General features: G+C 35.4%; 24 protein-coding genes. 8 read left to right on the top strand and 16 right to left on the bottom strand.

The window, feature by feature from the left end:
* Position 1: 1 nt before the first annotated feature.
* Positions 2-607 carry a response regulator transcription factor gene (locus tag LAB100_RS00915; protein ID WP_119326814.1) on the top strand — a complete coding sequence of 202 codons (606 nt, stop codon included), beginning with the start codon at positions 2-4 and terminating at the stop codon, positions 605-607.
* Positions 608-785: 178 nt separating this feature from the next.
* Here LAB100_RS00915 and LAB100_RS00910 read toward each other — a convergent pair whose 3' ends face one another.
* The 4 genes from LAB100_RS00910 to dnaE form a co-directional block, all read right to left on the bottom strand.
* Positions 786-1,589 (bottom strand): DUF4931 domain-containing protein, encoded by an 804-nt coding sequence (locus LAB100_RS00910; protein WP_119326815.1) that lies wholly within the window; start codon positions 1,587-1,589, stop codon positions 786-788.
* Between the two features lie 118 nt (positions 1,590-1,707).
* On the bottom strand, positions 1,708-3,477 hold the full coding sequence (pyk, locus tag LAB100_RS00905) for a pyruvate kinase (RefSeq protein ID WP_119326816.1): 1,770 nt from the start codon (positions 3,475-3,477) through the stop codon (positions 1,708-1,710).
* Between the two features lie 67 nt (positions 3,478-3,544).
* The gene (gene pfkA / locus LAB100_RS00900; RefSeq protein ID WP_119326817.1) at positions 3,545-4,504 is read right to left on the bottom strand and encodes a 6-phosphofructokinase; all 960 of its coding nucleotides are present in this window, start codon (positions 4,502-4,504) and stop codon (positions 3,545-3,547) included.
* Between the two features lie 103 nt (positions 4,505-4,607).
* Positions 4,608-7,925: a DNA polymerase III subunit alpha gene (gene dnaE, locus LAB100_RS00895; protein WP_119326818.1), complete on the bottom strand. Its 3,318-nt coding sequence runs from the start codon at positions 7,923-7,925 to the stop codon at positions 4,608-4,610.
* Positions 7,926-8,018: 93 nt separating this feature from the next.
* Between dnaE and LAB100_RS00890 the strand changes: the two genes are divergently transcribed.
* The gene (locus LAB100_RS00890) at positions 8,019-8,225 is read left to right on the top strand and encodes a YjzD family protein (RefSeq protein WP_119326819.1); all 207 of its coding nucleotides are present in this window, start codon (positions 8,019-8,021) and stop codon (positions 8,223-8,225) included.
* A 126-nt stretch (positions 8,226-8,351) separates the two neighbouring features.
* Here LAB100_RS00890 and LAB100_RS00885 read toward each other — a convergent pair whose 3' ends face one another.
* The 7 genes from LAB100_RS00885 to obgE all read right to left on the bottom strand — a co-directional run bounded on the left by LAB100_RS00885 (position 8,352) and on the right by obgE (position 14,720).
* Positions 8,352-9,086, bottom strand: a complete 735-nt coding sequence (locus LAB100_RS00885) for a hypothetical protein (RefSeq protein WP_119326820.1) — start codon at positions 9,084-9,086, stop codon at positions 8,352-8,354.
* A gap of 60 nt (positions 9,087-9,146) precedes the next feature.
* Positions 9,147-9,329, bottom strand: a complete 183-nt coding sequence (gene rpmF, locus LAB100_RS00880; protein WP_057868175.1) for a 50S ribosomal protein L32 — start codon at positions 9,327-9,329, stop codon at positions 9,147-9,149.
* A gap of 88 nt (positions 9,330-9,417) precedes the next feature.
* On the bottom strand, positions 9,418-9,732 hold the full coding sequence (locus LAB100_RS00875) for a lipopolysaccharide assembly protein LapA domain-containing protein (protein WP_119326821.1): 315 nt from the start codon (positions 9,730-9,732) through the stop codon (positions 9,418-9,420).
* Positions 9,733-9,744: 12 nt separating this feature from the next.
* Positions 9,745-10,542, bottom strand: coding sequence for an SDR family NAD(P)-dependent oxidoreductase (locus LAB100_RS00870; protein ID WP_119326822.1), 798 nt, complete (start codon positions 10,540-10,542; stop codon positions 9,745-9,747).
* A 14-nt stretch (positions 10,543-10,556) separates the two neighbouring features.
* Positions 10,557-11,483 carry a ribonuclease Z gene (rnz, locus tag LAB100_RS00865; RefSeq protein WP_119326823.1) on the bottom strand — a complete coding sequence of 309 codons (927 nt, stop codon included), beginning with the start codon at positions 11,481-11,483 and terminating at the stop codon, positions 10,557-10,559.
* Positions 11,484-11,496: 13 nt separating this feature from the next.
* Positions 11,497-13,425, bottom strand: coding sequence for an acyltransferase family protein (locus LAB100_RS00860; protein ID WP_119326824.1), 1,929 nt, complete (start codon positions 13,423-13,425; stop codon positions 11,497-11,499).
* Between the two features lie 14 nt (positions 13,426-13,439).
* Positions 13,440-14,720, bottom strand: coding sequence for a GTPase ObgE (gene obgE, locus LAB100_RS00855; RefSeq protein WP_119326825.1), 1,281 nt, complete (start codon positions 14,718-14,720; stop codon positions 13,440-13,442).
* 201 nt (positions 14,721-14,921) lie between these two features.
* Between obgE and LAB100_RS00850 the strand changes: the two genes are divergently transcribed.
* The 3 genes from LAB100_RS00850 to LAB100_RS00840 are packed head-to-tail and all read left to right on the top strand — an operon-like array spanning position 14,922 to position 18,555.
* Entirely contained in the window at positions 14,922-15,674 is a 753-nt protein-coding gene (locus LAB100_RS00850) for a DeoR/GlpR family DNA-binding transcription regulator (RefSeq protein WP_119326826.1), read from the top strand.
* Entirely contained in the window at positions 15,675-16,595 is a 921-nt protein-coding gene (pfkB, locus tag LAB100_RS00845) for a 1-phosphofructokinase (RefSeq protein ID WP_119326827.1), read from the top strand.
* A gap of 16 nt (positions 16,596-16,611) precedes the next feature.
* Entirely contained in the window at positions 16,612-18,555 is a 1,944-nt protein-coding gene (locus LAB100_RS00840) for a PTS fructose transporter subunit IIABC (RefSeq protein ID WP_119326828.1), read from the top strand.
* 48 nt (positions 18,556-18,603) lie between these two features.
* Here the strand turns inward: LAB100_RS00840 and LAB100_RS00835 are convergent, their stop codons facing one another.
* Entirely contained in the window at positions 18,604-19,038 is a 435-nt protein-coding gene (locus tag LAB100_RS00835) for a hypothetical protein (protein WP_162894234.1), read from the bottom strand.
* Positions 19,039-19,325: 287 nt separating this feature from the next.
* Here LAB100_RS00835 and LAB100_RS00830 point away from each other — a divergent pair, with 287 nt between their 5' ends.
* Positions 19,326-21,173 carry a hypothetical protein gene (locus LAB100_RS00830; RefSeq protein ID WP_119326830.1) on the top strand — a complete coding sequence of 616 codons (1,848 nt, stop codon included), beginning with the start codon at positions 19,326-19,328 and terminating at the stop codon, positions 21,171-21,173.
* 73 nt (positions 21,174-21,246) lie between these two features.
* On the opposite strand, the gene map is transcribed toward LAB100_RS00830, so the two are convergent.
* On the bottom strand, positions 21,247-22,083 hold the full coding sequence (gene map, locus LAB100_RS00825; protein WP_119326831.1) for a type I methionyl aminopeptidase: 837 nt from the start codon (positions 22,081-22,083) through the stop codon (positions 21,247-21,249).
* A 16-nt stretch (positions 22,084-22,099) separates the two neighbouring features.
* On the bottom strand, positions 22,100-23,917 hold the full coding sequence (uvrC, locus tag LAB100_RS00820; RefSeq protein WP_119326832.1) for an excinuclease ABC subunit UvrC: 1,818 nt from the start codon (positions 23,915-23,917) through the stop codon (positions 22,100-22,102).
* Between the two features lie 205 nt (positions 23,918-24,122).
* Between uvrC and LAB100_RS00815 the strand changes: the two genes are divergently transcribed.
* Positions 24,123-24,683: a hypothetical protein gene (locus tag LAB100_RS00815; protein WP_119326833.1), complete on the top strand. Its 561-nt coding sequence runs from the start codon at positions 24,123-24,125 to the stop codon at positions 24,681-24,683.
* Between the two features lie 94 nt (positions 24,684-24,777).
* Positions 24,778-24,930, top strand: coding sequence for an SPJ_0845 family protein (locus tag LAB100_RS11490; RefSeq protein ID WP_162894235.1), 153 nt, complete (start codon positions 24,778-24,780; stop codon positions 24,928-24,930).
* 120 nt (positions 24,931-25,050) lie between these two features.
* Here LAB100_RS11490 and LAB100_RS11730 read toward each other — a convergent pair whose 3' ends face one another.
* Positions 25,051-25,173: a hypothetical protein gene (locus LAB100_RS11730; protein WP_281273962.1), complete on the bottom strand. Its 123-nt coding sequence runs from the start codon at positions 25,171-25,173 to the stop codon at positions 25,051-25,053.
* The gene (locus LAB100_RS00810) at positions 25,160-25,690 is read right to left on the bottom strand and encodes a hypothetical protein (protein ID WP_119326834.1); all 531 of its coding nucleotides are present in this window, start codon (positions 25,688-25,690) and stop codon (positions 25,160-25,162) included. The genes LAB100_RS11730 and LAB100_RS00810 overlap by 14 nt, the downstream gene beginning before the upstream one ends.
* Positions 25,691-25,723 lie beyond the last annotated feature (33 nt).

Raw genomic sequence — 25,723 nt, 5'->3', positions numbered from 1 at the left:
TATGACTACAATTTATATTGCCGAAGATCAAGAAATGCTAAACTCGGCACTTTCCGCTATTTTAGATTTAGAAGATGATTTTGAAATTATTGGCAATGCTACTGATGGTCAGATGGCATTCCAAGAAATCACTACTTTAAAACCAGATATTGCTATTTTAGATATTGAAATGCCTAATCTAACTGGACTAGAAGTTGCTCAAGAATTACGCCTTAATCATCAAAATATTAAAATTATCATTCTTACTACTTTTGCTCGAAAAAAATATTTTGAATCGGCTGTAGCCAGTGAGGTTAATGCTTATTTACTTAAAGATAGTCCTACCGACAAACTTGTGGATACAATCCATAAAATTCTCGATGGTCAAATCATTTATGATGCCAACTTAGTTTCTAGCATCTTAACCGCCGTAAAAAATCCTCTAACTGCCCAAGAATTAAAAATCATGCAAGAATTTGCTTTAGGTAAAAATACCCAAGAAATCGCAGAAACTGTCTTTCTTTCTAGTGGGACAGTTCGCAATTATATCTCTTCAATTTTGAGTAAAACCGGTACTCATTCAAGAATTGAGGCATTAAATATTGCTAAGAAGAACAATTGGATTTGATAATATCTTTGTTCTTTGGCTACAGAGTTACATAACAATAATTATGTCAAGTTAATATATGGGAGTTGATATGATATATAGAAAACAACTTTCTTACACTAAAAAAGATCGATGTAGAATTATTGCAAATTCCACATCGATCTTTTCAATTATAAAAATATTTTGCTACGATCATCTTTTAATTTAATTCAATTTCTTTTGAATGCGCATTTTCTTTTAAACGCTGCAACAGTACAGCCGCAATGCCTTTAACTTGATCATCGCCATCACGTTGTGACAATCTATAACCCACAAAATATGGTGAAACAACATAACGAGCTTCAACTTTACAAATTATTTTGCGACCTACTTTGTAGAAGAAAATATTATATGAATCAAATTTTCCATCATAGAGATCATCTAAAACATACTTCACTGTTACTCTAGTAAATTCAGCCAAATCATCTATATACTTGGGATTATTGATCGTAACATTGAATTCAACAAAACCCATAATTGGTTTCTCTGAAACATTCACATTGATATGCTTTGAATTGAAAACATCCATACCTGTAAAGTTCTCTGGCTCGATATGTTTGTATCCATCTACCTTATTCAAACCAATTATCTGAAAATGTGGATGACGTAAAGATCCACCAGACATTGGTCCAAAATTCTTATACATCAAGACACTTTCATATTTCTTGCTTTGAATCATTTTATTCCAGCATTCATAGATATAATTAAATACTTCTTGATTCTTTTCAACTGAATAATTAGAAATATCACCATAATGATCATGCGATTCAATGATAATCGTTTGTTCAGTATCACGTAATGTCTTAAATTTATTCTTTAACCAAATCATATCTCCACTTTGGTCAATAATATTCGTTAAGCTCTTAGTATCGCAGAAAGGACAATAATCTTTTTTATGTTCAACATCTCTAGGCTTACCTTTAGCCTGTTCAATTTCAAAAACAAGTACATCTTTATTCGACAAAATTTCACCTCATAATTTCATTATTAAAATAATAACGCAAACACAAAAAAACTGAAAGAAACTCGTCAGTTTCTTTCAGTTTATTATGTTTTAAATCATTTTTAATTTTATTTAAAAATTAAAGTGAACGTGAAGCACCTTTGTAAACAACACCACGTCTTGAATCAACAGTAACAGTGTCACCGTCTTTAACAAGGCTTGTAGCATTCTTAGCACCAACAACTACAGGTAGACCCATAGCAATACCAACAACAGCAGCATGTGAAGTTAGACCACCGTTTTCAACAACAACGGCACTAGCCTTTTCAAGAGCTGGTAGGTAATCTTTGTCAGTCATTTCTGTAACAAGGATGTCGCCTTCATTGATCTTCTTGTTTGCTTCTTCAGCAGAATGAGCAACTACAACGTTACCAACAACTGATTCTTCACCAACACCTTGGCCTTTAACCAATGTTGAACCGATCAATTGAACCTTCATAACGTTTGTTGTACCACTTTCACCAACTGGAACACCAGCAACAACAAGAATCAAGTCACCTTCCTTGGCAAAGCCAAGTTCTTGAGCCTTCTTAGCAGCTAGATCGAACATTTCATCAGTGTTTTCTGGCTTGTCAGTAATAATAGGATCAACACCCCAGTTAACTGTCAAACCACGTTGTGTCTTTTCATCAAATGTGATAGCTAAAATGTCAGCACTTGGACGATACTTAGAAATCATACGAGCTGTGTAACCTGATTTAGTAGCAGTAACGATTGTGTGAATGTTTAGTTCTTCAGCAGTTCTAACAACTGATTCACCAATTGATTCTGTAACGTTTGAACCCTTGTAATCTTCGAAACGTTGGATTGCAAGTGAGTTATTCTTGTCTAATTCTTTTTCTGTACGTTCGTTGATGTGTGCCATAGCTGAAACAGCTTCTACAGGGTAGTCACCGTTAGCACTTTCACCTGAAAGCATTGTAGCATCTGTACCATCAAGAACAGAGTTAGCAACATCAGTAACTTCGGCACGTGTAGGACGTGGATTTTCTTGCATTGAGTCAAGCATTTGTGTAGCAGTGATAACTGGCTTGCCAAGTGCGTTACACTTCTTGATCAAGCTCTTTTGTACGAATGGTACGTTTTCAAATGGAATTTCAACACCCATGTCACCACGAGCAATCATCAAACCATCTGATACTTGAAGGATAGAATCGATATTGTCGATACCTTCTTGTGATTCAATCTTAGGGAAGATTTGTACGTATTCACAGTGTTTTTCTTCAAGGATTGCACGAATGTCAAGTACATCTTGAGCCTTACGAACGAATGAAGCTGAGATGAAATTGATACCTTGTTCTAGACCGAAACGAATATCGTCTGAATCTTTTTCAGTGATACCTGGTAGACGAACTTCAACACCAGGAGCATTGATACTCTTTCTTGAACCAATCATACCATCATTTTGAACAACAGTAACCAATTCACGGTTCTTGTCATCCTTTTCAGTGATCTTCAAGTCAACAAGACCATCATCGATCAATACGTGACCACCAACATGTGTATCATCGTATAGACCAGGGTATGTAGAAGCAATCTTTTCAGGAGTACCTGTTAATGAATCATCCATTGAGATACGGATTGTTTGACCAATCTTAGCTTCAAACTTGTTGCCTTCTTGAACAGTAGTACGAATTTCAGCACCCTTAGTATCTAGAACGATACCAACAGTCTTACCAGTAATTTTTTCAGCTTCGTGAACCATTTCCATACGAGCTTTGTGTTCTGGATGGTCACCATGTGAGAAGTTGAAACGGAAAATATTAGCTCCGGCTTCAATCAACTTAACGATTGTGTCAACATCGTTACTAGCAGGTCCAAGTGTACTTACGATTTTAGTTCTTTTCATCGAGAAATCCCCTTTTCTTGTTTTATACATCGTTTATTGTAACAAATTAAAACGTTCTATGCTTAACTTATCTGCTTAAAGATTCGTTTAAGTCATATAATGATAATTCAGGTTTGTGCTTGCTATCGAATAGGTCAAGAATATCATGAGAAGTAATCTTGTTGTTTTCGATACCAACGGCAAGTCCACCCTTGCCATCAAGCAATAGATCAACAGCATAAGCACCCATCTTACTTGCTAAGACACGATCTTGAACTGTTGGTGAACCACCACGTTGTACATGTCCTAAGACAGTAGCACGTGAATCAAAATCACCATACTTATCTAATTCTTTCTTGAAGTCTTCGGCGTGCATAACACCTTCAGCCAAGACGATAATCATGTTCTTGTTGCCATTTTGACGTCCAACCTTAACTTCTTCAGCGATTTCTTTAATATCGAAATCACGTTCTGGAACGATGATCTTTTGAGCACCACCGGCAACACCAGCCCAAAGAGCCACGTCACCAGCACCTCTACCCATTACTTCAACGATAAATGTTCTTTCATGAGAGCTGGCAGTATCATGCAACTTATCAATTGCATCAACAGCAGTAGATACGGCTGTATCAAAACCAATTGTAAAGTCAGTGAATGGAATATCATTATCAATTGTACCTGGCAAACCGATTGTGTTATAGCCATGTTCAGTTAAACGCAATGCACCATGGTAAGAACCATCGCCACCGATAACAACTAATGCATCGATTCCAAACTTCTTTAATTGCTCAATACCCTTGAGTTGACCTTCTACGTTAGCAAATTCTGGGTATCTTGCTGAATACAAGAATGTACCACCACGTTGAATACGGTCGGATACGTCATCGCTTGTCAATGGGAAAATATCACCCGCAACAAGACCAGCGTATCCATAATTGATACCAAACACTTCAAGCCCTTTATCAATGGCTCTACGTGTGACTGCTCTGATAGCAGCGTTCATACCAGGGGCGTCTCCACCACTGGTTAAAATACCAATACGCTTCATTTGTTCACACTCCAAAATTATTTGTTTCTAAAACAAAACCTAATCAAATATAACATTTTTATTGATTACTTTGTAGAGCTGAAAACGTTTTAAGATAAATTAATTAGTCTTTTTTTACGAAAACGCTTTTTTTACCTAAGAACTTTTCCAACCTGATTTGTACTTCATTATTAAAGTCTATCCAGTGGTTCGATTTCAACAATAATGCCTGACGATTTTTTTCACGATAAACAATCACAGGAGTTTTTCCACGAGAACTTTCAATAATTCTGTAAAGCTCTTCTAAATTTTCAGGCGTATCCATCCCTTTTAAAACTCGCAAATAGAGTTTTTCTTGCGGCAACTGAACTGTATATTGCTTAGGATCATTTAAACGATCGGCAATTAATTCTAGATCTCCTCTTTGACCAACATTACTACGTCCGACAAATAGAAAAATTTTTCCATCAAGTTCAATGTTTTCGATTTTTTGAAACAACTTAGGAAAAACTGTTACCGAAATAGATCCCGATTCATCTTCAATTGTCATAAAGCTCATTCTCTGACCCTTTTTAGTTCGAATAACACGTAAATTCTTTATCAATCCTAAAACATTCACATTTTGATTCTGGAAATTCTTTAAATCAGCTATCTTTACAGTTTTCAAATCCAACATCCTGCTACGATATTTTTCAACTGGGTGGCCTGATACATAAACACCCAAATATTCTTTTTCCTGATTTAAGCGTTCAGTTAAAGTAAAATCATCAACTTGATGCTTTTTAGGATCAAGTACATCAAAAAGCGATAAATTACTTCCAGCCAGCTGAATACTCTCAATCAAATCTCGAAAGTCGTACAATAACTCTTTTCGATTACGATTAAAAGAGTCAAAAGTCCCTGACAAAATCATCGGCTCCAAATAATCAGTTTTAACAAATCTAGTATCGATCCGTTGCAAAAAGTTTAAAGCACTTGTATATGGTCCATTTTTTTGTCGTTCCTTAATGATATTATCAGCTAAATCGCGGCGCATCCCTTTAATACTTAATAACCCAAAGCGGATTGCTTTATCAGAATCACTAAATTCGTATTGACTTTGATTGATGTCAACGTTTTGTATTTTTACACCTGAGTCTTTTGCGTCCTGAATATAAGTGGTTACTTTGGTTTCATTATTTAAATTAGAATTCAAAAGACAAGCAAAGAATATATCCGGAAAGTGAACTTTGATATAGGCCAACCAAAAAGCAATCATTGAATAAGCCACTGCATGAGATTTATTAAACCCATAATTACCAAACTTTTCGATATATTGGTAAACTTTCTCGGCCGAATTACGATCATGTCCTTGAGAAACTGCACCCTCAATGAACTTCTGTCGATTCTCTTCAATCAATTGTTCATTCTTTTTACTAATAGCTCGACGCAAAATATCCGCATCTGCTAGTGAGAAATTAGCCATTTCTGAAGATGCCTGCATTACTTGCTCTTGATAAACTAAAATTCCATACGTCGGACGAAGAATCTTCTCCAATGACCGATCTGGATAGTCTACTTGTTCTTGACCATGCTTACGGGCAATAAAGGTAGCGATATTTTGCATTGGACCTGGACGATACAGTGCGTTTGTCGCCACAATATCATCAAAACTAGTCGGGACTAACCGTCTCAATACACTTCTGATTCCATCTGATTCAAATTGAAAGACACCATCAGTCGCCCCTTTTTGAAATAACTTCAATGTTGCTTCATCATTCAAAGGTATTTTTTCAGGGATAAATTCTCGTTGATAACGTGTCGAAATAGCCTGAATAGCTTTATCCAAAATGGTTAAATTTTTCAATCCCAAAAAATCAATTTTCAATAAACCGACATTTTCAACATTATATTTAGTTTGTTGCGTTAAATTAATGCCGTCATCTTCCAATTGTACTGCGACAATATCAGTCATAGGTTTCTTACTCAAGACTATCCCGGCCGCATGAGTAGAATAATGTCGTGGAATTCCTTCAATTCTTTGTGCAACTTTAAATATCAACTGATTCTCACGTGAATTTTCTACTAATCCTCTTAATGTACTAGATTCAGTAAAAGATTCTCGCAAAGAGATATTTAGTTTACGAGGAATTGCATTAGACCATTGCGATATTTGAAACTGCGTTTGACTAAATGTTCGAGAGATATCTCGCAAAGCCATTTTGGCAGCCAAAGTCCCAAAAGTAATAATTTGTGCCATATGATCAGAACCATACTTATCATGCATATACATGACCATCTCATCGCGTCGATTGTCTGGCAGATCCAAGTCAATATCTGGCATATTAGCTCTTTGTGGATTTAAAAATCGTTCAAAGAGCAAATCATATTTGATTGGATCTACTTGTGTAATACCTAAACAATAAGAAACTAAGGACCCCGCGGCCGATCCACGTCCCGGACCAGTTTTGATACCTACAGAATGAGCATGCTTAATGACATCCCAAACAATTAAGAAGTAATCAGAAAAGCCCATTTTTTCAATAACACTTAATTCGTAATCTAAACGTGTTTGATAACTCTTGGGAACCTCTGGCGTTAAACGTTTTTTAAGACCTTTGGTTGCTAAATCATGTAAAAACTCCTGCGATGAAATATTATTCGGAGTTTGAAACTTAGGCAACTCAGTTTCTTTGAATTCAATCTTTACATTACAGGCATCAGCAATTTTATTAGCATTGGATATTGCCTCATCCATATCAACTTCCGCAAAATCATGTGCAAAATCATCATAATTGCGCAAGTAATGATCGCCTTTTTCCACTACTTGATCTAAGCTTTCAAATCTTTGACCAGTACGAAGATTATTAACGACTTGATATGATAAATGATCGTCTTCATTAATGTATCTCACATCCCCAAGTGCTACTAATGGCAAGTTCTCATTCGTAGCAATTTGACGAATATTTTTTACATTATCTATTTGTCCAGAATATAAGCTAACTCCTAAATAAAGCGAATCTTGCTCAACCAATGGTTTTAAAATTTTGATATAAGACGAAACATCTGTTTTTAGGATTTCAGCGTCACTGGCTGGTGTAATAACAAAAAGTCCCTTTAAATAAGACTTTATATCCTTAATATCAACAACATCATTTGACATATTTTGTGATGAAATTTTTATTAAGTTCTTATAACCCAAATCGTTCTTGGCAAGTAATAATAAGGGATACGTATTTTCAGTATCAATCACTCCAGCTAACTCACTTATTAAGCCTATAATAGGTTTTATACCCTTTTGTTGGGCATATTTATAAAAATCAATTGAGCCATAAAGATTGTTGAGATCAGTTAAGGCAATTGCACTATAACCCCGAGCTTTACTTTGATCGACTAACTCGGTCAATTTTGTGGGACTATGCAATAAACTATAACTACTCATTATTTGTAGTTGTGCTTGCAATTTGTCGCCCCCTTTGTTTAAAATTATATCAAAGACAAGTGGAAGTTTATTGGGAAAAGTTCCTTTTTGTGCTAAACTACTTGAGAAAGTGAGATGGAAGAAATGAGATATATTGCTGTAATTTTCTGGTCTGTCATGCTGGGACAAGTTGCCGGTTTTATCGGTGGTGCTTTGAACCAACAAACATTTAGTATGAGCTACTCTGCTATTGTCAGTGTAGTCTTCGCTATCATTTTCAGTGTAATTCCATTGATTCTTGATAGCTCTGTAAAAGACGCTAATAACGAAAAGAACGCTTAATTATAGGTGTTCTTTTTTTATTTTTTCAATTCAAACTCTGATATAAATTAAATAACATCTGCAAGAGAAACCGATACCTCGTATCAGAAACCCTTACAGATGTTATTTTTTTATCTATTTACAATATTAGTATTTAGTAATGTAGAGATAAAACTCTTTGGTAGTCAAATTTATATTGAAATTAACGCCCTTGGAAGTAATTTGGCTCATCGAAGTTTTAGTAGAATTCTTGCTAGCATTTTTCGTTTGCTTAGCAAAATCCTTCAAAACCTGTTTACCATCCGCACCAAGTAACTTTGAGACGATCATTAAGTTAGTAGCAAAATTCTTTTGACCAGTTTTAGATTTTAGATCCTTGTATGAAAGTTTCGTCGCAATACCCATCAATTGGTTATCTTGAACATTGTAGTACCATTTTGAACCGTCATTCTTCTTATGAGTTGAAATTCCATCTTTGGAAATCAACTGTAGTTGATCTGTGGGTTGCCCTAGTGACAATAAAGTATAGTTATAGCTTTGAGCAAAAGTTAAGTAGTCTTGTAATGCCTGAACTCTTTTCACCTTAACCAACTTTGTTTCTGTTTTATTGCCATTTACTGCTTTGATACGAACATTTTGATCATTCGTTGAAACTGGTACTGAAATAGCAAAATGTCCTCCATCAACGGCCACTTTTTTCGTTTGACCACCGACTGTATAAGTCAATTTTTTATAATTAGAAGCTTTTCCCTTGATGGTAGCAACTAATCCGTCAGCACGATACTCTTTTGCCGTAGTGGATAGATCCAACTTGGAACATCCTGTTAATAATAAAAAGAATAGCGGAATAACCATCAATAAGACGTATCTTAATTTTTTCATAGCTGTTACCCCATCTATTTCCAATATTAAAAAAAAGCCAAGTTTAACTTGACTTTTTCATTAAGCTTCTTTGCTATCGTCGATAACTTTTTCACCTTTGTACATACCTGATGGTGATACATGGTGACTTAAACGATATTCACCAGTAGCAACGTCAAATTGCATGTTTGGTGTATCTAATTTAAGATGTGCGCGTCTTTGACGCTTTCTTTGTTTTGATGTTTTTCTCTTTGGAACTGCCATATTTAAAAACTCCTTTATTTATATTAACTCAATCAAATCTAACGTTTAATATAATACTATCATAAAAACGTTTGAGCAAGCAAATTTACTATTTTGTTTGCTTTTTTACATTATTTTCCTTTAATGCATCGGCAATTTGCTTGTCATTTGAAACTTTAACTTTTGAAATTTGCTTTTGAGCGTGACGACTTAAATCATCATTCTTTTTCTTACCAGTGCTTGCTAGCAACATAGTAATAATTGCACCCAAGAGCAAAGTTACAATAATCAAAATAATCAGTGGTAATTTGACTCTGGTGAAGCCAAAACTAACGGTAACTGGATTGACATTCAAAACCGCAAAAATAACTACGATCAAAGCAATTACCAAACCAATAACAAATCTAGATTGTTTACCGTTCATGTGAATCCTCCCCTATTTACGATTGCCAAGTGTTGATGCAAAATAATCCCCAAAACTTGGAGCTATTTTATAAAGTACTGCCGCTAATTCCATATAACGTGGACGGTTGATCTCACGTTTATTCTTGTTGAAAGTATTAACGATTTCCCAAGCTAACTTATTTGGATCAAGAACAAAATTTTTCACTGAATCAAGATAGTTTCCGTTATGATCAGCGACATTGAAAAAATTGGTCTTTACAGGGCCGGGATTAATGGTTGTAACATAAACACCCATTGGCTTTAATTCTAGCCTTAGACCGTCTGAGAATGCAATCACGGCTGCCTTAGTAGCAGCATAAGCTGCTGACTTAGGTGTAGTGATCTTGCCAGCCATTGAACCAACATTAAAAATATGTCCACGACCATTTTCGATCATTTTAGAAGCCACTAAACGTGTCATAAGCATCAAGCCTAAAACATTGACTCTAAACATTTTTTCAATCTTGTCAAAATCAGTTTCTAAGTAATTAGAAAAGTCCCCAAAACCAGCGGCATTAACCAAGACATCAATATCATCATTAATGTCATAAGCTTTTTCAACGCCAGCAGTAATTTGATCTGGATCACTCATATCAACACTTAAAAATTCATGATGGGCATTTTCAGCCCCCACACGGATACATTCGTTCTTAACCTGAAGCAATTTATCTTCATTGCGAGCAATCAAGATCAAATTAGCCCCACATTTAGCAGCATTGATAGCAACATCTTTGCCAATACCAGAAGATGCACCTGTAACGATAACAGTCTGATTCAATAAATTAGTCATTTTCATCCTCTTCTCTATTTAAAAGGTACCTCATACAAATCGAAATCACGTGCTACTCGTGTATGCTTAAAGATTTTTTGAGCTTCTTTTTGCAGGATCAGGGCACTTTTACCCGTATAACGAGCAGAAATATGTGTCAAAATCAATCCTTTAGCATGACTTCTCTTTGCCACTTCTGCAGCTTGAGTAGCAGTGGAATGGAAATAATTATAAGCTAATTGCTTTTCGTCATTTGAGAAAGTTGACTCATGAACTATCACGTCCGCGTCTTGTGACAATTTATCAATTTCAGGTGTATAACGAGTATCTGAAATAATTGTAACAACCTTGCTTGGTTTGTCTGGACCAATAAAATCTTTACCATTCAAAATCGTTCCATCGTCTAATGTCACTACTTGACCAGCTTTCAACTGACCAAAAATAGGACCATTTGGAATATGATATTCACTTAATTTGTCGACCAACAATTCACCCGGACGTGGTTTTTCGACTACTCGATATCCAAAACAAGTAATACGATGCTTTAATTTACCAGCATAAACTGTAAAAGTTTTGTCATTGAATATTTCGCCGCCATTTTTTAATTCAATATATTTAATTTGATAGCCTAATTTACCGCCAGTAACCTTCAAAGATGTTTCAACATACTCTTTGATCCCCACGGGACCATAAATCTCCAACGGAGAATTACCACCTTGATTGGCACGACTAGACAATAACCCTGGAAGTCCAAAGATGTGATCCCCATGCAAATGAGTAATAAATATCTTAGTGATCTTACGTGGCTTAATTGCTGTTTTTAATATTTGATGTTGCGTAGCCTCGCCAACGTCAAAGAGCCATACTTCATTTCTTTCATCCAACATTTTCAATGCTGTACTAGACACATTACGGCCCTTTGATGGAACTCCGGCACCAGTTCCTAAAAATTCTAACTCCATAAAAAAATCCTATCTATTTTTTGTCTAATGATTTCAAAATTTCTTTTGCAACAAAGGAAGTATAATACATCGAACCATCTGGATTTGGATGAACATTATCATCATAGAACCAATCAGTATGACCCTGTGAATAGTCATTCCAATCAATAATGGTTAAATTCTTATATTTCTTTGTAGCTTCGGACAAGACCCCATTAACGGTCTTCTCCCATGGTCTGGTTGGTACATGAACGTTAATCCAGTAAACATGACGCTTTGGTCCAACCAAATCCATAATCTGACTAACTTGTTGCATATTGAATGGTCCATTAGTTCCTAGACCAATCATAACATTAGGTGCTAAAACACCTTGATCTTTATAGTTTTGTAAAATACCTAAACTGGCATCCAATTGGCGACTAACTGCTGCATCAACGATAACTTTCTTATCATCAAACAATTTTAAGAAATTATCAGATCCATCAGCCATAACTGAATCACCAACAGCGGTCAAAGGAATATCCTTTAATCTTTGTAAGTCAATCTGTGTCAAGCCATATTTTTCAAAATCAGTATTAATTGGATGTGATTTAGCAAGTTTCTTATAACGAGCATAATCTGCCGCTGACATCTTACCAGTTGCGTCTTTTTGCTTAGCCTTTGACTTTTTAAGATTCTCAATAGCCTTTTGCTTTTTAGCTTTATTAGCTTTTTCATTTTTATTGATCTTAGTAGCTAATTGACTGTGATTGACATTGGGCTTAGGAGCACCGACAGCCTTAACAACACTGTAACAACCAGTAATACTAATCAATGCAATCACTAAAGCCAAAACTCTTTGAACGCTCGAAGATACTCTAAAGAAATTCTTTACATCACTCCACTTTGCGTGTGCCAGTGGTTGTTCAACAAATCTAAATGAGAACTCAGTGATCAAGACAATCAAAATAACTTCAATAACTGGATAAAGAATTGGATGATCAGCGACATTTTTAAATTTAGATTCAAAGAAAATCATCACTGGAAATTGATATAGATAAAGTCCATAACTTCTAGTCCCTACATAGTGAAAAACACGATTTGAAAGAACGCCATTCCAGAAAGAATCTGGGTGAGCTACAACTGCAATAAAAATACATGTTGTAATTGAGAAGATAAACATTCCACCACGATACAAAAATGGATCTGAATCTTTAATCGTGAAAATCATCAATATCATCAAAGCAAATGACAAAAGTCCCACTAGGTTTAGCTTTAGTTTGTCATTTTTCTTCAAACCACTCTTTAATTTTTCAGCTGGCCAAATCAAAGCCAAGCCGCATCCTAAAAGAATTGAGAACAATCTTGTATCAGTACCATAATAAATTCTGCTTGGATCGACACCCGGTTTGAATAAAATTGCCATCCAGATAGCGGAAGCTATCGAAACAATCATTGAAAAACCAAAAATGCGGCTCTTTTTAACTCCATACTTAGTAAATAAAATAAGTAGGATCGGCCAAATAATATAAAATTGACCTTCAATAGATAATGTCCATAAGTGAGTAAAAGGAGATTCATTATTGGCAAATCTTTCAAAATAAGATTGGCCATTAAAAATCTGCCACCAGTTATAAACATTCAAAACATTAGTTACAAAAATCTGGTCCAGATGATACAGTAACCCCTTCAAAAACATAACAATATAGGCACCTGATGCTAATAATACGAATAGCATTCCAGGATATAGCCTCTTAACTCTTTTTACATAAAAATTACTTAACGAGAATGAACCACCATAATCAACAGTATTAAAGAAATGATCTGTGATTAAGTAACCCGATATCAGGAAGAAGATTGGAACCCCCAGATACCCGCCGGAAAAAACATTAGGATTTAAGTGATACATAATAACACCTATAACCCCTAAAGTACGTAGTCCATCAAATCCAGTAATAAACCTTCTTTTCGGTGAATTATTCATTATCCTTATTGCCCCTAAATAAATTCAAAAGTGAAATCAAGAATGGTTACTGAGTCACCTGATTCAGCACCAGCTTTAATCAATGCGTCTTCAATACCCATTGACTTGAGTTGTCTAGCAAAACGCATAATTCCATCTTGGTGATCCAAATTAGTTCTTTGAAGTAGTCTTTCAACTTTATCACCATGAACAATAAAGCTATGCTCGTACTCTGGATCTTTTTCAATAGTAAATGCCTTAGCTTCTGGTTCAAAGTTGTATTCTTTAGTTTCGTCAACCTGAACGTCAAAGTGAATTGGTTCAGCCTTAGATAATACTTCACTTGTATGGTTCATTAAGGCTTTTACACCAGTATGTTGGATACTTGAAATTGGGAAGATATCGACATCATCTGGCAATTTTTCTTTAAATTCAGCCATTCTTTCCTCAGAACCAGGAATATCTAACTTGGTTGGCACAATGATTTCTGGACGTTTCAAAACGTTCTCATCATAATTACCTAATTCTTTTCTGATAGCCAAATAATCTTCATATGGTTCACGTCCATTATTAGGATCCATATCAACCAAATGTAAAAGAACTCGAGTTCTCTCAACATGGCGCAAGAATTGAATTCCTAGACCAACACCATTAGAAGCTCCTTCTATCAAACCAGGCAAATCGGCAATAACAAAGTCACGACCATCATCCAAACGTACCATCCCCAAGTTAGGAGATAAAGTCGTAAAGTGATAGGCCGCAATTTTAGGCTTAGCTGAAGTAGCTACTGATAATAAGGTAGATTTACCCACAGATGGGAATCCTACCAAACCAACATCAGCAATCAGCTTCAATTCAAGCTTAATATGCTTCTCTTGGCCAGGTTCACCATTCTCTGCAACTTCAGGAGCTTGATTCTTGGAGTTGGCAAAATGAATATTACCTCGACCTCCATCGCCACCTTTAGCTACTACTAATTCTTGATTATGATTGACCAAATCGCCAATCAAATGACCAGTGTCCACATCATAAACTGAAGTACCAGTTGGTACATTAATATAAACTGGATCAGCTTTATGACCATACATACCTTTAATTTGACCATTTTGACCAGGTTGAGCTTTAAAAATTCTCTTGTATCGAAAATCCATTAAAGTATTCATTCCTTCATTGGCCTTTAAGATGATATCGCCACCGCGACCACCATCACCGCCGGAAGGTCCACCAAGTGGAACATATTTTTCATGACGAAAGGCTACAGCCCCGTCGCCACCCTTTCCGGATCTAACGGTGATTTTAACGTTATCTACAAACATTAAAATCCCCCTTTCTAAACTATAATTATCATTTCTAAATTTTAGCACAAAAACAGACTTCATAATACTTTGAACTGGTATTGATTGTCCAGTATTTTATTAAAGTCTAATTATTTTATGAAAGGTTTTGAAAGATTTTGAGTTTTTATGATTGATTTTGAATGAATTTGGATGTATTATATTTCTTGTGAGGTGATGTAAGTGCTTACCGAAGAACGACAACAAATTATTTTAGAACAATTAAAATTACATAATATTGTCAAACTCCACGATCTAATTCCATTAACGGGTGCTTCTGAATCAACCTTACGTCGTGATTTACAAGACTTAGAAAATTGTCACAAATTACTAAGAATTCACGGTGGTGCTCAAAACGTTATTTCTTTACATGAAGAACCTGCTCTTTCACAAAAAGCTGCAGTTCATATTAATGAAAAGAAAATGATCGGTCAGACAGCTGCAAACTTAGTACACAATCATGAAGTGATTTTCCTAGATTCTGGGACAACGATTCAATTCATGATTCCCTACTTAATAGAACATACTGATCTGTTAGTCATTACCAATAGTGTCGATAACGCTTCGATGTTGGCCGATTATAACGTGAACACCTTTCTTCCTGGGGGGAAATTAAAGTCTTCTACTAAGGCTTTAGTTGGAGCAAATATCATTCAAACTTTGGAAAACTATCATTTCGATAGAGCTTTCCTCGGAACGAATGGCTTTTCTGTCGATGAGGGTTATACAACCCCTGATCCAGAGGAAGCAGCGATCAAGAGTTTAGCGATTGCACAATCAAATCAAGCTTACGTATTATCTGATAATTCTAAGTATTCACAAGTCAGTTTTAGTCGTTTTGCTACATTAGAACAGGCACATCTGATTACTGACAAACTATCAGAAAAAGAAATAAGCGTTTTAAGTAAACATACTAAGATAACGGAGGCAATTTAGTTGATTTACACAATTACAGTCAATCCTTCAATTGATTACGTACTCCAATTGAAAGATTTAAAAACTGGCGAAGTTAACCGAACATCTAACGACGTTAAACTTCCCGGTGGTAAAGGAATCAATGTTTCAAGAATTCTTAAAGAATTAGATGTTGATTCAACAGCATTAGGTTTTGTTGGTGGAGCTACTGGTTCGATGTTTGAAGAACTTCTCTCAAAACATGAACTTAAAACTTCTTTTACTAAGGTACAACAAGACACTCGTATCAATGTCAAGATTAACGATATTGCACAAAATGAAGAAACCGAAATCAATGGTGCTGGTCCTGCAATCAGCGATGATGAAAGAAAAGCCTTCATGAATAACCTCGATGGTATCGGCGAGGGCGATATTGTTATCATGGCTGGAAGCCTTTGCAAAAATTTGGACGCAAAATTCTATTTAGATATTGCTGAAACAATTCAAAAACAAGGTGCGGACTTTGTAATTGATACAACTGGTCAAGCTTTGCTTGATACTTTGCCATTGCACCCATTAGTAGTAAAACCTAACCATCATGAATTAGCTGACTTGTTTGATGTTACCTTCAAAAATGAACAAGAAATTATTACTTATGCTAGAAAGCTTTTGGACAAAGGTGCTAAACACGCCCTTGTTTCAATGGCTGGCGATGGTGCTTTGCTTGTTACTAAAGATAAAGCTTACAAAGCTAACGCACCAAAAGGAACTGTTATCAACTCCGTTGGTGCCGGAGATTCAATGATTGCCGGCTTTGCTGGTACTTTCATGGAAACAAAAGATCCAATCGAAAGCTTCCATATGGGTGCTGCTTGCGGATCAGCTACAGCCTTCAGTCAAGATATTGCCGTAAAGAATAAAATTGACGAAGTTTATAACGAAATTTCTATTACTGAAGTTTAATTAGGGGGACTTTTAAATGGACTTGAAACAACTACTATTAAAAGACGCCATGATCATGGACTTGAAAGCAACTACAAAAGAGGATGCCATTGAAGAAATGGTTGACAAGTACTATCAAGTCGGTGTTATCGATGACAAAGAATTATACAAATCCGATATTTTAAAACGTGAAGCACAAACAAGTACTGGTATCGGTGATGGTATTGCTATGCCACATGCACGTGATAAAGCTGTTAAACGTGCAACTGTACTTTTTGCCAAGAGTGCTAAGGGTATTGATTATAAATCACTAGATGGACAACCAGCTTACCTATTCTTCATGATTGCTGCTCCAGATGGTGCTGACAATCTTCACTTGCAAGCTCTTGCCGCTTTATCTTCACTTTTGATCAATCCTGAATTAGTTAAAAATTTAAAGGCTGCTAAGACAGCTGATGAAGTTCAAGATTTATTCGACAAAGCTATGCAAGAAAAAGAAGCTAAAGACAAGGCTGATGAAGAAAAACAAAAGGCTAAGGCTGAAGCTGCTAAAAATGCAACAAATGATGACGAAAAGAAACCTTACGTTGTTGCCGTCACTGCCTGTCCTACAGGTATTGCCCACACATACATGGCTGAAGCTGCTCTAAAAGAACAAGCTGAAAAAATGGGTGTTGACATTAAAGTTGAAACTAACGGTTCTGAAGGTGTTAAACATCTTTTGAGCTCTGATGAAATCAAACGTGCCGATGGTGTTATCATTGCTGCTGATAAGAAAGTTGACATGCCACGTTTTGATGGCAAACATCTAGTTAACCGCCCTGTTAGTGATGGTATTAATAAGGCCGAAGAATTGATTAACTTAGCTGTTGAACAAAAAGCACCTGTCTTCCATTCAGAAGGTGGAGCTGCAGCTGCTGAAGATGATTCAGAAGAAAAGAAATCACTTTGGTCAAGAATCTATGCTGATCTAATGAATGGTATCTCAAACATGTTGCCATTCGTTGTCGGTGGTGGTATTTTGATGGCTATTTCCTTCTTGTTGGAAAACTCTGTTGGTGCTAAATCACAATGGTTCTTGTTCTTCAATAACGTTGGTAACTATGCCTTCAGTTTCCTAATTCCTGTACTTGCTGCTTATATCGCTGTTTCAATTGGTGATCGTCCTGCTCTACTACCTGGTTTTGTTGGTGGTTACATGGCATCTCAAGCTACTGCTTCAGTTGTTTCATCTAAAAGTCCTGCCGGATTTATCGGTGGTCTTCTAGCCGGTTTCATTGCTGGATGGGTTGTTGTCTTCTTAAAGAAATGGCTCAAGAATTTGCCAAAATCATTGGCTGGTCTTAAAACTATTTTGATTTATCCAGTTCTAGGGTTACTCTTTACCGGAGCTATCATGTACTTCGCTATCGATCCAATCTTTGCGGTTGTTAACGCTGCTATTACTCACTTCCTAGAATCAATGGGTACCGGTAATGCCGTTATCTTGGGTACTTTGCTTGGTGGTATGATGTCTATCGATATGGGTGGTCCTTTCAACAAGGCTGCTTATACATTTGCTATTGGTACATTTACTGCAACACAAAATGGTGCTTTAATGGCTGCTGTTATGGTCGGTGGTATGGTTCCACCTCTAGCAATTGCCATTGCTACAACATTCTGGAAGAACAAGTTTACAGAACAGGAAAGACAAGCTGGTCTTTCAAACTATATCTTAGGTTTATCATTCATCACTGAAGGTGCTATTCCATTTGCTGCCGGAGATCCATTACACGTTATTGTTTCAAGTGTTATCGGTTCTGCTATCGGTGGTGGTTTAACACAACTATGGGGTGTTAATGTTCCCGCTCCTCACGGTGGTATCTTCGTTACACCACTTGCTAATAAACCTTTGCTTTACCTATTAGCTGTTGTTATTGGTGCTATCATTTCAGGTGTCATTTATGGTGTCTGGAAACCTGCTAAAAAAGCTAATAAATAATTGAATACAAGTAAAAAGAGCTGTGAATCTAAGATTCACAGCTCTTTTTTAAATATTTTGTTCATCACGTGAATAGCTAAAATAAAGATCCAGCATGATAGATTTATTTCTAGTAGAAATATCATTTAATGTCTGAATAGCGGTAGCTATCATTAAATCATCATCTAGTCCTTCTTCAGATTGATAATATTCTTGTTGGATCCCCATTGACTCATCAAACCAATCACCCATACGAATCACGAATTTATAAAAATCATTATCATCATGCCCATTGATGTAATTGATTTGAACGTCATTAAAAAAATCTTCTAATACTAAAACATCGTTATATTTCAAATTATTGATTGCTTTAGCAAGATCCTTTGACTTACGCAACTCCTTTATAGTTTTAAGATTAATTCCAGTAGCATTGTGAATCTCAAATATTGTTATTGAGTCATCCTGTAATAACTCTGATACCTTATCAATAGTTGATAACATCATGACTACCTCGCTTTTCATCGAGCTATACTTTGTTGCTAATCATATTTTAATTCAATAAGGGTTAAAATGTATTCTTTTTGGCCTAGTTTTTGATCGAATTTATTATTTTCAAAACAAGTAAATTATTATGAAAAATAACTCAATATGAATTCATTTTTTGCTAAGCATTGTTTGTTGATATAACGCGTTATTTGATAGTGACAAGCTGTTTTTTCTTGCTATACTGAAAGCACTTACAAGTGATTACTTGAAAAAATTCCCTACCTCAAAAAGCAAGGAGTTCTATTATGAAAACAAAAACAATCTTACTATCAGCAATTATTTTAGGAGGCTTTACAACTCCAATAATTCAACAAACAACTGCCAGTGCGCACACAATCAATACTGAAGTTATTCAAAATAAAAATGAGACCACTGGCAAGCATACTAACAATCAAGAACCACGAGCTCAGCAAGTTAAATTAACTGATAAAATTTCTTTAGACAAATTAAATACTTCTACGAGTATTGTCATCCCTTCAACTAATAAAAACATTAATACTAAATTAGACGATATTTATATTAATTTGAATGATTCAGAAATCGCCAAATTAAAATCTACTAAAGAAACAGACTTTACTGTCAATGATTTAGAAATAACTACAGGTTGGAAAGGTATTCTTAACTATAGTGGTGCTGCAAGCACTACACAGCTTCGATATAACGATAAAGCTCAGACACTTTCACTACTAAGCGACGGTCAAAAAACTGACCACATCACTTACAATTTCATTAGTGGCGATGCTAATATTCATTATATTTTCGAAGATACCAAGCAAGAAATTTATCAGCATGTTCAAAAAAACACCTGGGACAGCGACGGAGTTACCGTTGATACATTAGAAGATCTCGATAAAGACAATTTATTAAACGGACATTTTGATGCTGTTGATATCGATTTTGAAAATTTAAGTGAGATGGAAAATCCAAATAACCCAATCAATATTTATTTTAATGATGATCCACTAGTAAAGACTTATGACCCAGACACAGTTAGTCCCGAAAATGCTGAATTTACCGTTGAATTAAAAAAAGCTGATCCATCAGTTGTTAACCTCAATGTATATTTAGATGGAAATATCTTTTCACAAAAAACAATCAAAAACGAACTTTATACAGAAATTCCTGAAGATATTACTGAAGAACTTCCTACACCAGGAACAGCCACTTTAAATCGTAACAAAACTCTTTCTAGCGTTAGCCATACATATTTCCCTCAACTTGGTGTAACTTCCATGTCTGGAAAAGCTTTCCATCAATTGATCTTCGATTTAGGACTTGACGAACCACTCGAAAGCGGCTTTTTAAATAAAGCTCTTCATTATTACACTAATGGTAAAATGAAAGTCAATTTATCAATGGCGGGTCGAGTTCAAAACTTGGCAATCTACTATGAATCAAAAAATTATTCTGATGACCAAAATGATTCCGTTACAACTGGCGTAACCATTTCAACTAATCTTGGTAAACAATTTGTTCCAAATATCACTGGTAAAAAGGGCGAGACAATAACTGTCAAGGTTCCACAAATCAACGGTTTCAAGCCTGATAAGGATACGGTTACAGCTAAAGTTAATGCAGATGGTACGATCACAACCGACGACTTCGTAATTTATCATTCAACAAACAATTCTAGATCAACTCAACCACCAACTAATCCAGCTCCAAGTCCAACCCCTAATCCTGATAAAATGAACGGATTTGTAGGAACCATGAAAGAAAGTGTTAAATTATATCAATTAGACAATGACAAATTCTCTGCCTTAACTAATAAGGCTTTGTCAAAACACACTGATTGGAAGTTTGATCAACACGTCAAAATTGACAATCAAATTTATTATCGTGTGGCTGTAAACGAATGGGTTCGCGCCCAAGACGTTTATCGTTACCAAGTTGAATCAGGCATTGTTGAAACTAAAGACAAAGAAATTACTAATCTAGTAAGTTCTGATACTAAATTAATTTCAAACCGAGGCCTAGCTGCCCACACTGGTTGGCAATATGACCGCATTGCTTACCTTGGCAACAATCAAGAAAAACACTATCGTGTTGCGACTGACGAATTTGTACACGTAAATGACGTTAGTAAGAATTAATTAATAAAAAACCGTATGGTGACCAAAATGGTTTCCATACGGTTTTTATGTTGTTTAAAAAATTAGCAATATATTATGCTTGTTTATGTTCTTGAAGATATTTACGAGCCCAATCTAGATACTTTTTATCTTCAGCAGCGTCTTGAGAAGTTAGAATCTCAGGACCGTTTTCAGTAATAGCTAAAGTATGTTCATATTGAGCAGACCAAGAACCATCGGCACTTGCATAATAGATCCAATCATCTTTAGGATCTTTCAAAGAGCGGTCAACGATTTCCCAAGTACCTTCATTGATCATTGGTTCGATAGTAATAGTCATACCGTTCTTTAAGCGCAAACCTTTGCCGGGTTCACCATAATGTAAAACATCTGGTTCTTCATGCATTGTAGGTCCAATTCCATGTCCACAGAGATCACGTACATCCCCATAGCCATGTTCATCTTCAGTATAATGCTGAATAGCATAGCCGATATCGCCTAAACGTTTACCTTCTATACTTTGAGCAATACCAAGATAAAGTGACTTCTTTGTTACTTCCATCAAATCAGAAGTTTCTTGACTAACTGATCCAACACCATAACTCCAACATGAGTCACTCTCATAACCCTTGTAGTTGACAGTCATATCAACTTTAACAATGTCACCCTCTTTAAGAATTAAATCCTTACGAGGTGTACCATGAGCAACTTCATCATTCACATCGACACAAGTTGCATATTTGTAGCCTTCAAAGCCCTTTTCAGAAGGTGTTGCTCCATGACTAACGATGTAGTCATTAGCAAACTCTTCAATTGAATAAGCCGAAATTCCTGGTTTAATCATGTCGCGAAGTCCTAAATGAACTCCGGCCAAAATCTTACCAGATTCACGCATTCCTTCAATTTCTCGTTCTGATTTTAATGTAATCATACAATATCCCCCAATTTTAACCTTTATGATATTTCTTATGGAAATCCGTACTTGCTAACGTAATTTTAATTGTCTGAGCTGTCGTCTTAGGAATGCCCATCTCTGTTAGTTGATCTATCGATGCTTCTTTCATTTTCTTAACTGAGCCAAACTTCTTCAATAGCTTAGTCCTAATCTTAGGACCAACCCCTTGAATATTGTCCAACTGTGACGACAAAGCATTTTTACTTCTTGTTTTACGATGGAATGTAATAGCAAAACGGTGCACTTCATCTTGAATTCGTTGTAATAAATAGAATCCTTGACTCTTACGGTCCAATGGCACTTCTAATCCATCTTCACCAACAATCAAATGCGAAGTATTATGATGATCATCTTTAACCATTCCAGCCACAGGAATGTCTATTCCTAACTCATTGTTCAGAACATCCATTACAGCACGCAATTCAATGATACCACCATCCATCAAAATTAAATCTGGCAAGGAATCATTTTCTTTAATTAACCTCGAATAACGCCGATAAATAACTTCTCGAGTATTAGCCGCTTCATCAGCTCCTGATTGATGTTCAACTTCACCTTTTATTTTATATTTTCGATAACCACTTTTTTCAGGTCGACCATCTTTAAACATGACCATAGCTGAAACCGGATTTGTTCCTTGAATGTGTGAATGATCAAAGGATTCAATGACATGTCCATATGGCAAATCTAAGGCTTCAAAAATTTGTTTTTGAGCACCATAAGTTTGACGATTATCCAACTCCATCAAACGGAATTTTTCTTGCAAAACCAATTTCGAGTTCTCCGCTGCCATATCCATTAAATCTTTTTTCTGACCACGTTGAGGAGTTCTAAAGGGGATATTTAACACTTGCGATAAGGTATCTTTATCTAAATTATCCGGCACCAAAATTTCCTTAGGTAAAACTTGATTACGACGATTATAAAATTGCAAAATAAAAGTCGATAACTCTTCTTCAGGAGTATTGATACATGCAAAAACTTTCTTTTCACGTTTCATTAAACGTGCCTGACGAATAAAGAAGATTTGAATCGAAATCCAGCCTTTTTCAACATAATAATTAAAAATATCTCGCGGTGTACTATCATTTGAAATAATCTTTTGTTTCTCAACAGTAGTTTCAATATATTTAATTTGGTCACGTAATTCTGCTGCTCTTTCAAATTCCATTTTTTCTGATGCTTTTTCCATACGGTTTTCCAATTGGTGCTTAACTTCACCAACATTACCGCCTAGAAATTTTTTGATTTTTTCAATCTGAACATCATACTTTTCTTTAGGAACGGTTTGAAAACAAGCCCCCAAACACTGCCCCATATGATAATACAAACAAGGCCGCCCTAAGTTTCCTTGACATCTTCTTAAAGGATAGACTTTTTGTAAAAAATTCAATGTATTGGAAGCTGCCCATACATTAGGATATGGTCCAAAATAATAAGCACCATCTTTTTTGATCAATCCAGTGATTTCCATTTTGGGATCACGTTCATTAGTAATCTTAATGTATGGATAACCAGTTCCTCGTTTCAATTTAATATTGTAATAAGGCTGATGTTTTTGAATCAAAGTTATTTCCAACAAAAAAGCTTCTTTATCATTAGAAGTAATGATAGTTTCAAAGTCACGAATCTCAGAAACTAAACGGGCAGTTTTCCCTTCGTGGGAACTTTTAAAATATGAACGAACACGATTTTTTAAATTTTTAGCTTTACCGACATAAATAATCTTAGAATTGATATCTTTCATCAGATAACATCCCGGGCGCGGTGGCAAAAGGCTTAATTTATGTTCAAGATATTCAGTTGCCAACAAATATCCCTCCCTCTTCAATAGATCTAAACTTATTTAATACTAATTTAAGTTCATTAATTGTCAAATTAAATGCAACCATATGTTCTATTATACTTTTTTTAACCCCTTATTACGATGAATCATTACTTGACTTTATTAAAAAACGTTTTACAATAGATTGTACAAAATTAAATAGTTTACAATTAATAAAGGAGAACGACTTATGACAAAAAAATACATTGCTAATATCGTACCCTTAAACGAGGATTTCATTGGTACAAGCGCTCACGGGACCGCTGAATTTATTCAAAATAATGATAGACTACATATTAAAATAGAAATGTTCGATACTCCTAAGAATACCCAACACTGGGAACATTTCCACGGTTTTCCTGATGGCAAAGATGCTCAAATTGCTACAATGAAACAAGACCTCAATCAAGATGGTCTAGTTGATTTACCTGAAACTGAAATTGTTTCTGGTACAACCATGGTTCCCTTTGATAACGCACCACACGAGATGAACATTCCTAACGACAACTATCCAGTTTCAGATGACAATGGTTACTTTGCTTACGAAATTGATGTGCCATTAGATCAACTTCAAAAAAAATTCAAAAAAGTTTTCGGAACAGACGACTTGGAACTAGATAAAAGAGTGATTTATGTACATGGTGTCCCTGAAGAATTGAATCTACCAAGCACCGTTGCCGGTGAAGTCGGTAGTTATGATGCACATGTCACACTCCCAATTGCTACAGGTAAGATCCAAGCCATCGATTAATTTAATCAAAAATATTGAGTAAAGAATTGTTATTTTTCTCAGAAGGATTTATAATGTATTTAATTATAAAGATAACTGAAAGGGGCTGATACCGATGGGCCTAACAGTGAAACGTGAAAGTGATTTTGGCAGTTTATTTGATAAGTTTGCCTCTCTTCCCGATGATGTAAAAGAAAACGTAAAACGCGTAGATTCTGCAGATAAAAAATCTGAAAAAGATCAAAAGAATCTTAAAGATAAAAAATAAACTTCTCTTGTTTATAATGTCACTTCTAAAGTAAGTGAATGCCATTTATTTTTACTATTTCTTTAACAAAAACCCTTTTGATAAAGGAAAAGCCTAGAACAAATTTGTTCTAGGCTTTTTTTATTCGAATTTTTTATTATCAAAAAAACAATCCGTTCCCTTCTCTTCACGTCGCAGATCAATTAATTCCTGATACATCAAATACTCAAAGTAATCATCTGAAACACCACTAAATAACACCATTGTTGGCCTCTTGTTTATTTATTTTGGTTTGAATAAAATCTGCTGAGATTACAGGTCGAATGATATCGCGTCCCTTTTCATTAACGTAACTATCTGTCGTTAACACGCGTCCATAAAATTTTATTGGATCATTTTCTCGAAAATCCATCTCCCCACGTTCAAAATCAGAAAGATTATATTTTAATTTTATGGTTCTTGATTCATCATTCCCATCCAGAGCGACTAATAAGTATTTATGTTCCATATCCAAATCTTTGATATGTCCATTTTGATAAATCTTTGTCCCATAGTAAAGACTAGTATTGGCATATAGATTATCAAACGAAACATAAGAATAGTTTTTACGCTTCTCACTAAATTCTGAGACTGTCTTTTGTTTTGATTTATCAACCATATTAATCTTGGCTTCCAAGATATTACTGGCAAATCTGTTTTTGGGTAAAAACAAATAGATTGTCATCAAAATCAGTGTACATAAAAGCACGACAAAGAGTCTGGTCGGTAAATTTCTTATCATTTAATTCCCCCAATAGTCCAAAGATAGCAAAGG

The organism is Companilactobacillus musae, assembly GCF_003967595.1.
GTDB lineage: Bacteria > Bacillota > Bacilli > Lactobacillales > Lactobacillaceae > Companilactobacillus > Companilactobacillus musae.
Note: the sequence above shows the minus strand (reverse complement) of the source record. Positions and strands in the feature narration are given on the sequence as shown.

What these genes read in the sequence shown, in the direction of transcription:
- pyk (WP_119326816.1), bottom strand. Translation starts at nt 3,477, where the DNA reads ATGAAAAGAACTAAAATCGTAAGTACACTTGGACCTGCTAGTAACGAT.
- rnz (WP_119326823.1), bottom strand. Translation starts at nt 11,483, where the DNA reads ATGGAGTTAGAATTTTTAGGAACTGGTGCCGGAGTTCCATCAAAGGGC.
- LAB100_RS00815 (WP_119326833.1), top strand. Translation starts at nt 24,123, where the DNA reads ATGACAAAAAAATACATTGCTAATATCGTACCCTTAAACGAGGATTTC.
- LAB100_RS00860 (WP_119326824.1), bottom strand. Translation starts at nt 13,425, where the DNA reads ATGAATAATTCACCGAAAAGAAGGTTTATTACTGGATTTGATGGACTA.
- LAB100_RS00890 (WP_119326819.1), top strand. Translation starts at nt 8,019, where the DNA reads ATGGAAGAAATGAGATATATTGCTGTAATTTTCTGGTCTGTCATGCTG.
- LAB100_RS00835 (WP_162894234.1), bottom strand. Translation starts at nt 19,038, where the DNA reads ATGATGTTATCAACTATTGATAAGGTATCAGAGTTATTACAGGATGAC.
- obgE (WP_119326825.1), bottom strand. Translation starts at nt 14,720, where the DNA reads ATGTTTGTAGATAACGTTAAAATCACCGTTAGATCCGGAAAGGGTGGC.
- rpmF (WP_057868175.1), bottom strand. Translation starts at nt 9,329, where the DNA reads ATGGCAGTTCCAAAGAGAAAAACATCAAAACAAAGAAAGCGTCAAAGA.
- LAB100_RS11490 (WP_162894235.1), top strand. Translation starts at nt 24,778, where the DNA reads ATGGGCCTAACAGTGAAACGTGAAAGTGATTTTGGCAGTTTATTTGAT.
- LAB100_RS00810 (WP_119326834.1), bottom strand. Translation starts at nt 25,690, where the DNA reads ATGATAAGAAATTTACCGACCAGACTCTTTGTCGTGCTTTTATGTACA.
- LAB100_RS00915 (WP_119326814.1), top strand. Translation starts at nt 2, where the DNA reads ATGACTACAATTTATATTGCCGAAGATCAAGAAATGCTAAACTCGGCA.
- LAB100_RS11730 (WP_281273962.1), bottom strand. Translation starts at nt 25,173, where the DNA reads ATGGTGTTATTTAGTGGTGTTTCAGATGATTACTTTGAGTATTTGATG.
- LAB100_RS00875 (WP_119326821.1), bottom strand. Translation starts at nt 9,732, where the DNA reads ATGAACGGTAAACAATCTAGATTTGTTATTGGTTTGGTAATTGCTTTG.
- LAB100_RS00840 (WP_119326828.1), top strand. Translation starts at nt 16,612, where the DNA reads ATGGACTTGAAACAACTACTATTAAAAGACGCCATGATCATGGACTTG.
- pfkA (WP_119326817.1), bottom strand. Translation starts at nt 4,504, where the DNA reads ATGAAGCGTATTGGTATTTTAACCAGTGGTGGAGACGCCCCTGGTATG.
- map (WP_119326831.1), bottom strand. Translation starts at nt 22,083, where the DNA reads ATGATTACATTAAAATCAGAACGAGAAATTGAAGGAATGCGTGAATCT.
- LAB100_RS00885 (WP_119326820.1), bottom strand. Translation starts at nt 9,086, where the DNA reads ATGAAAAAATTAAGATACGTCTTATTGATGGTTATTCCGCTATTCTTT.
- LAB100_RS00830 (WP_119326830.1), top strand. Translation starts at nt 19,326, where the DNA reads ATGAAAACAAAAACAATCTTACTATCAGCAATTATTTTAGGAGGCTTT.
- LAB100_RS00870 (WP_119326822.1), bottom strand. Translation starts at nt 10,542, where the DNA reads ATGACTAATTTATTGAATCAGACTGTTATCGTTACAGGTGCATCTTCT.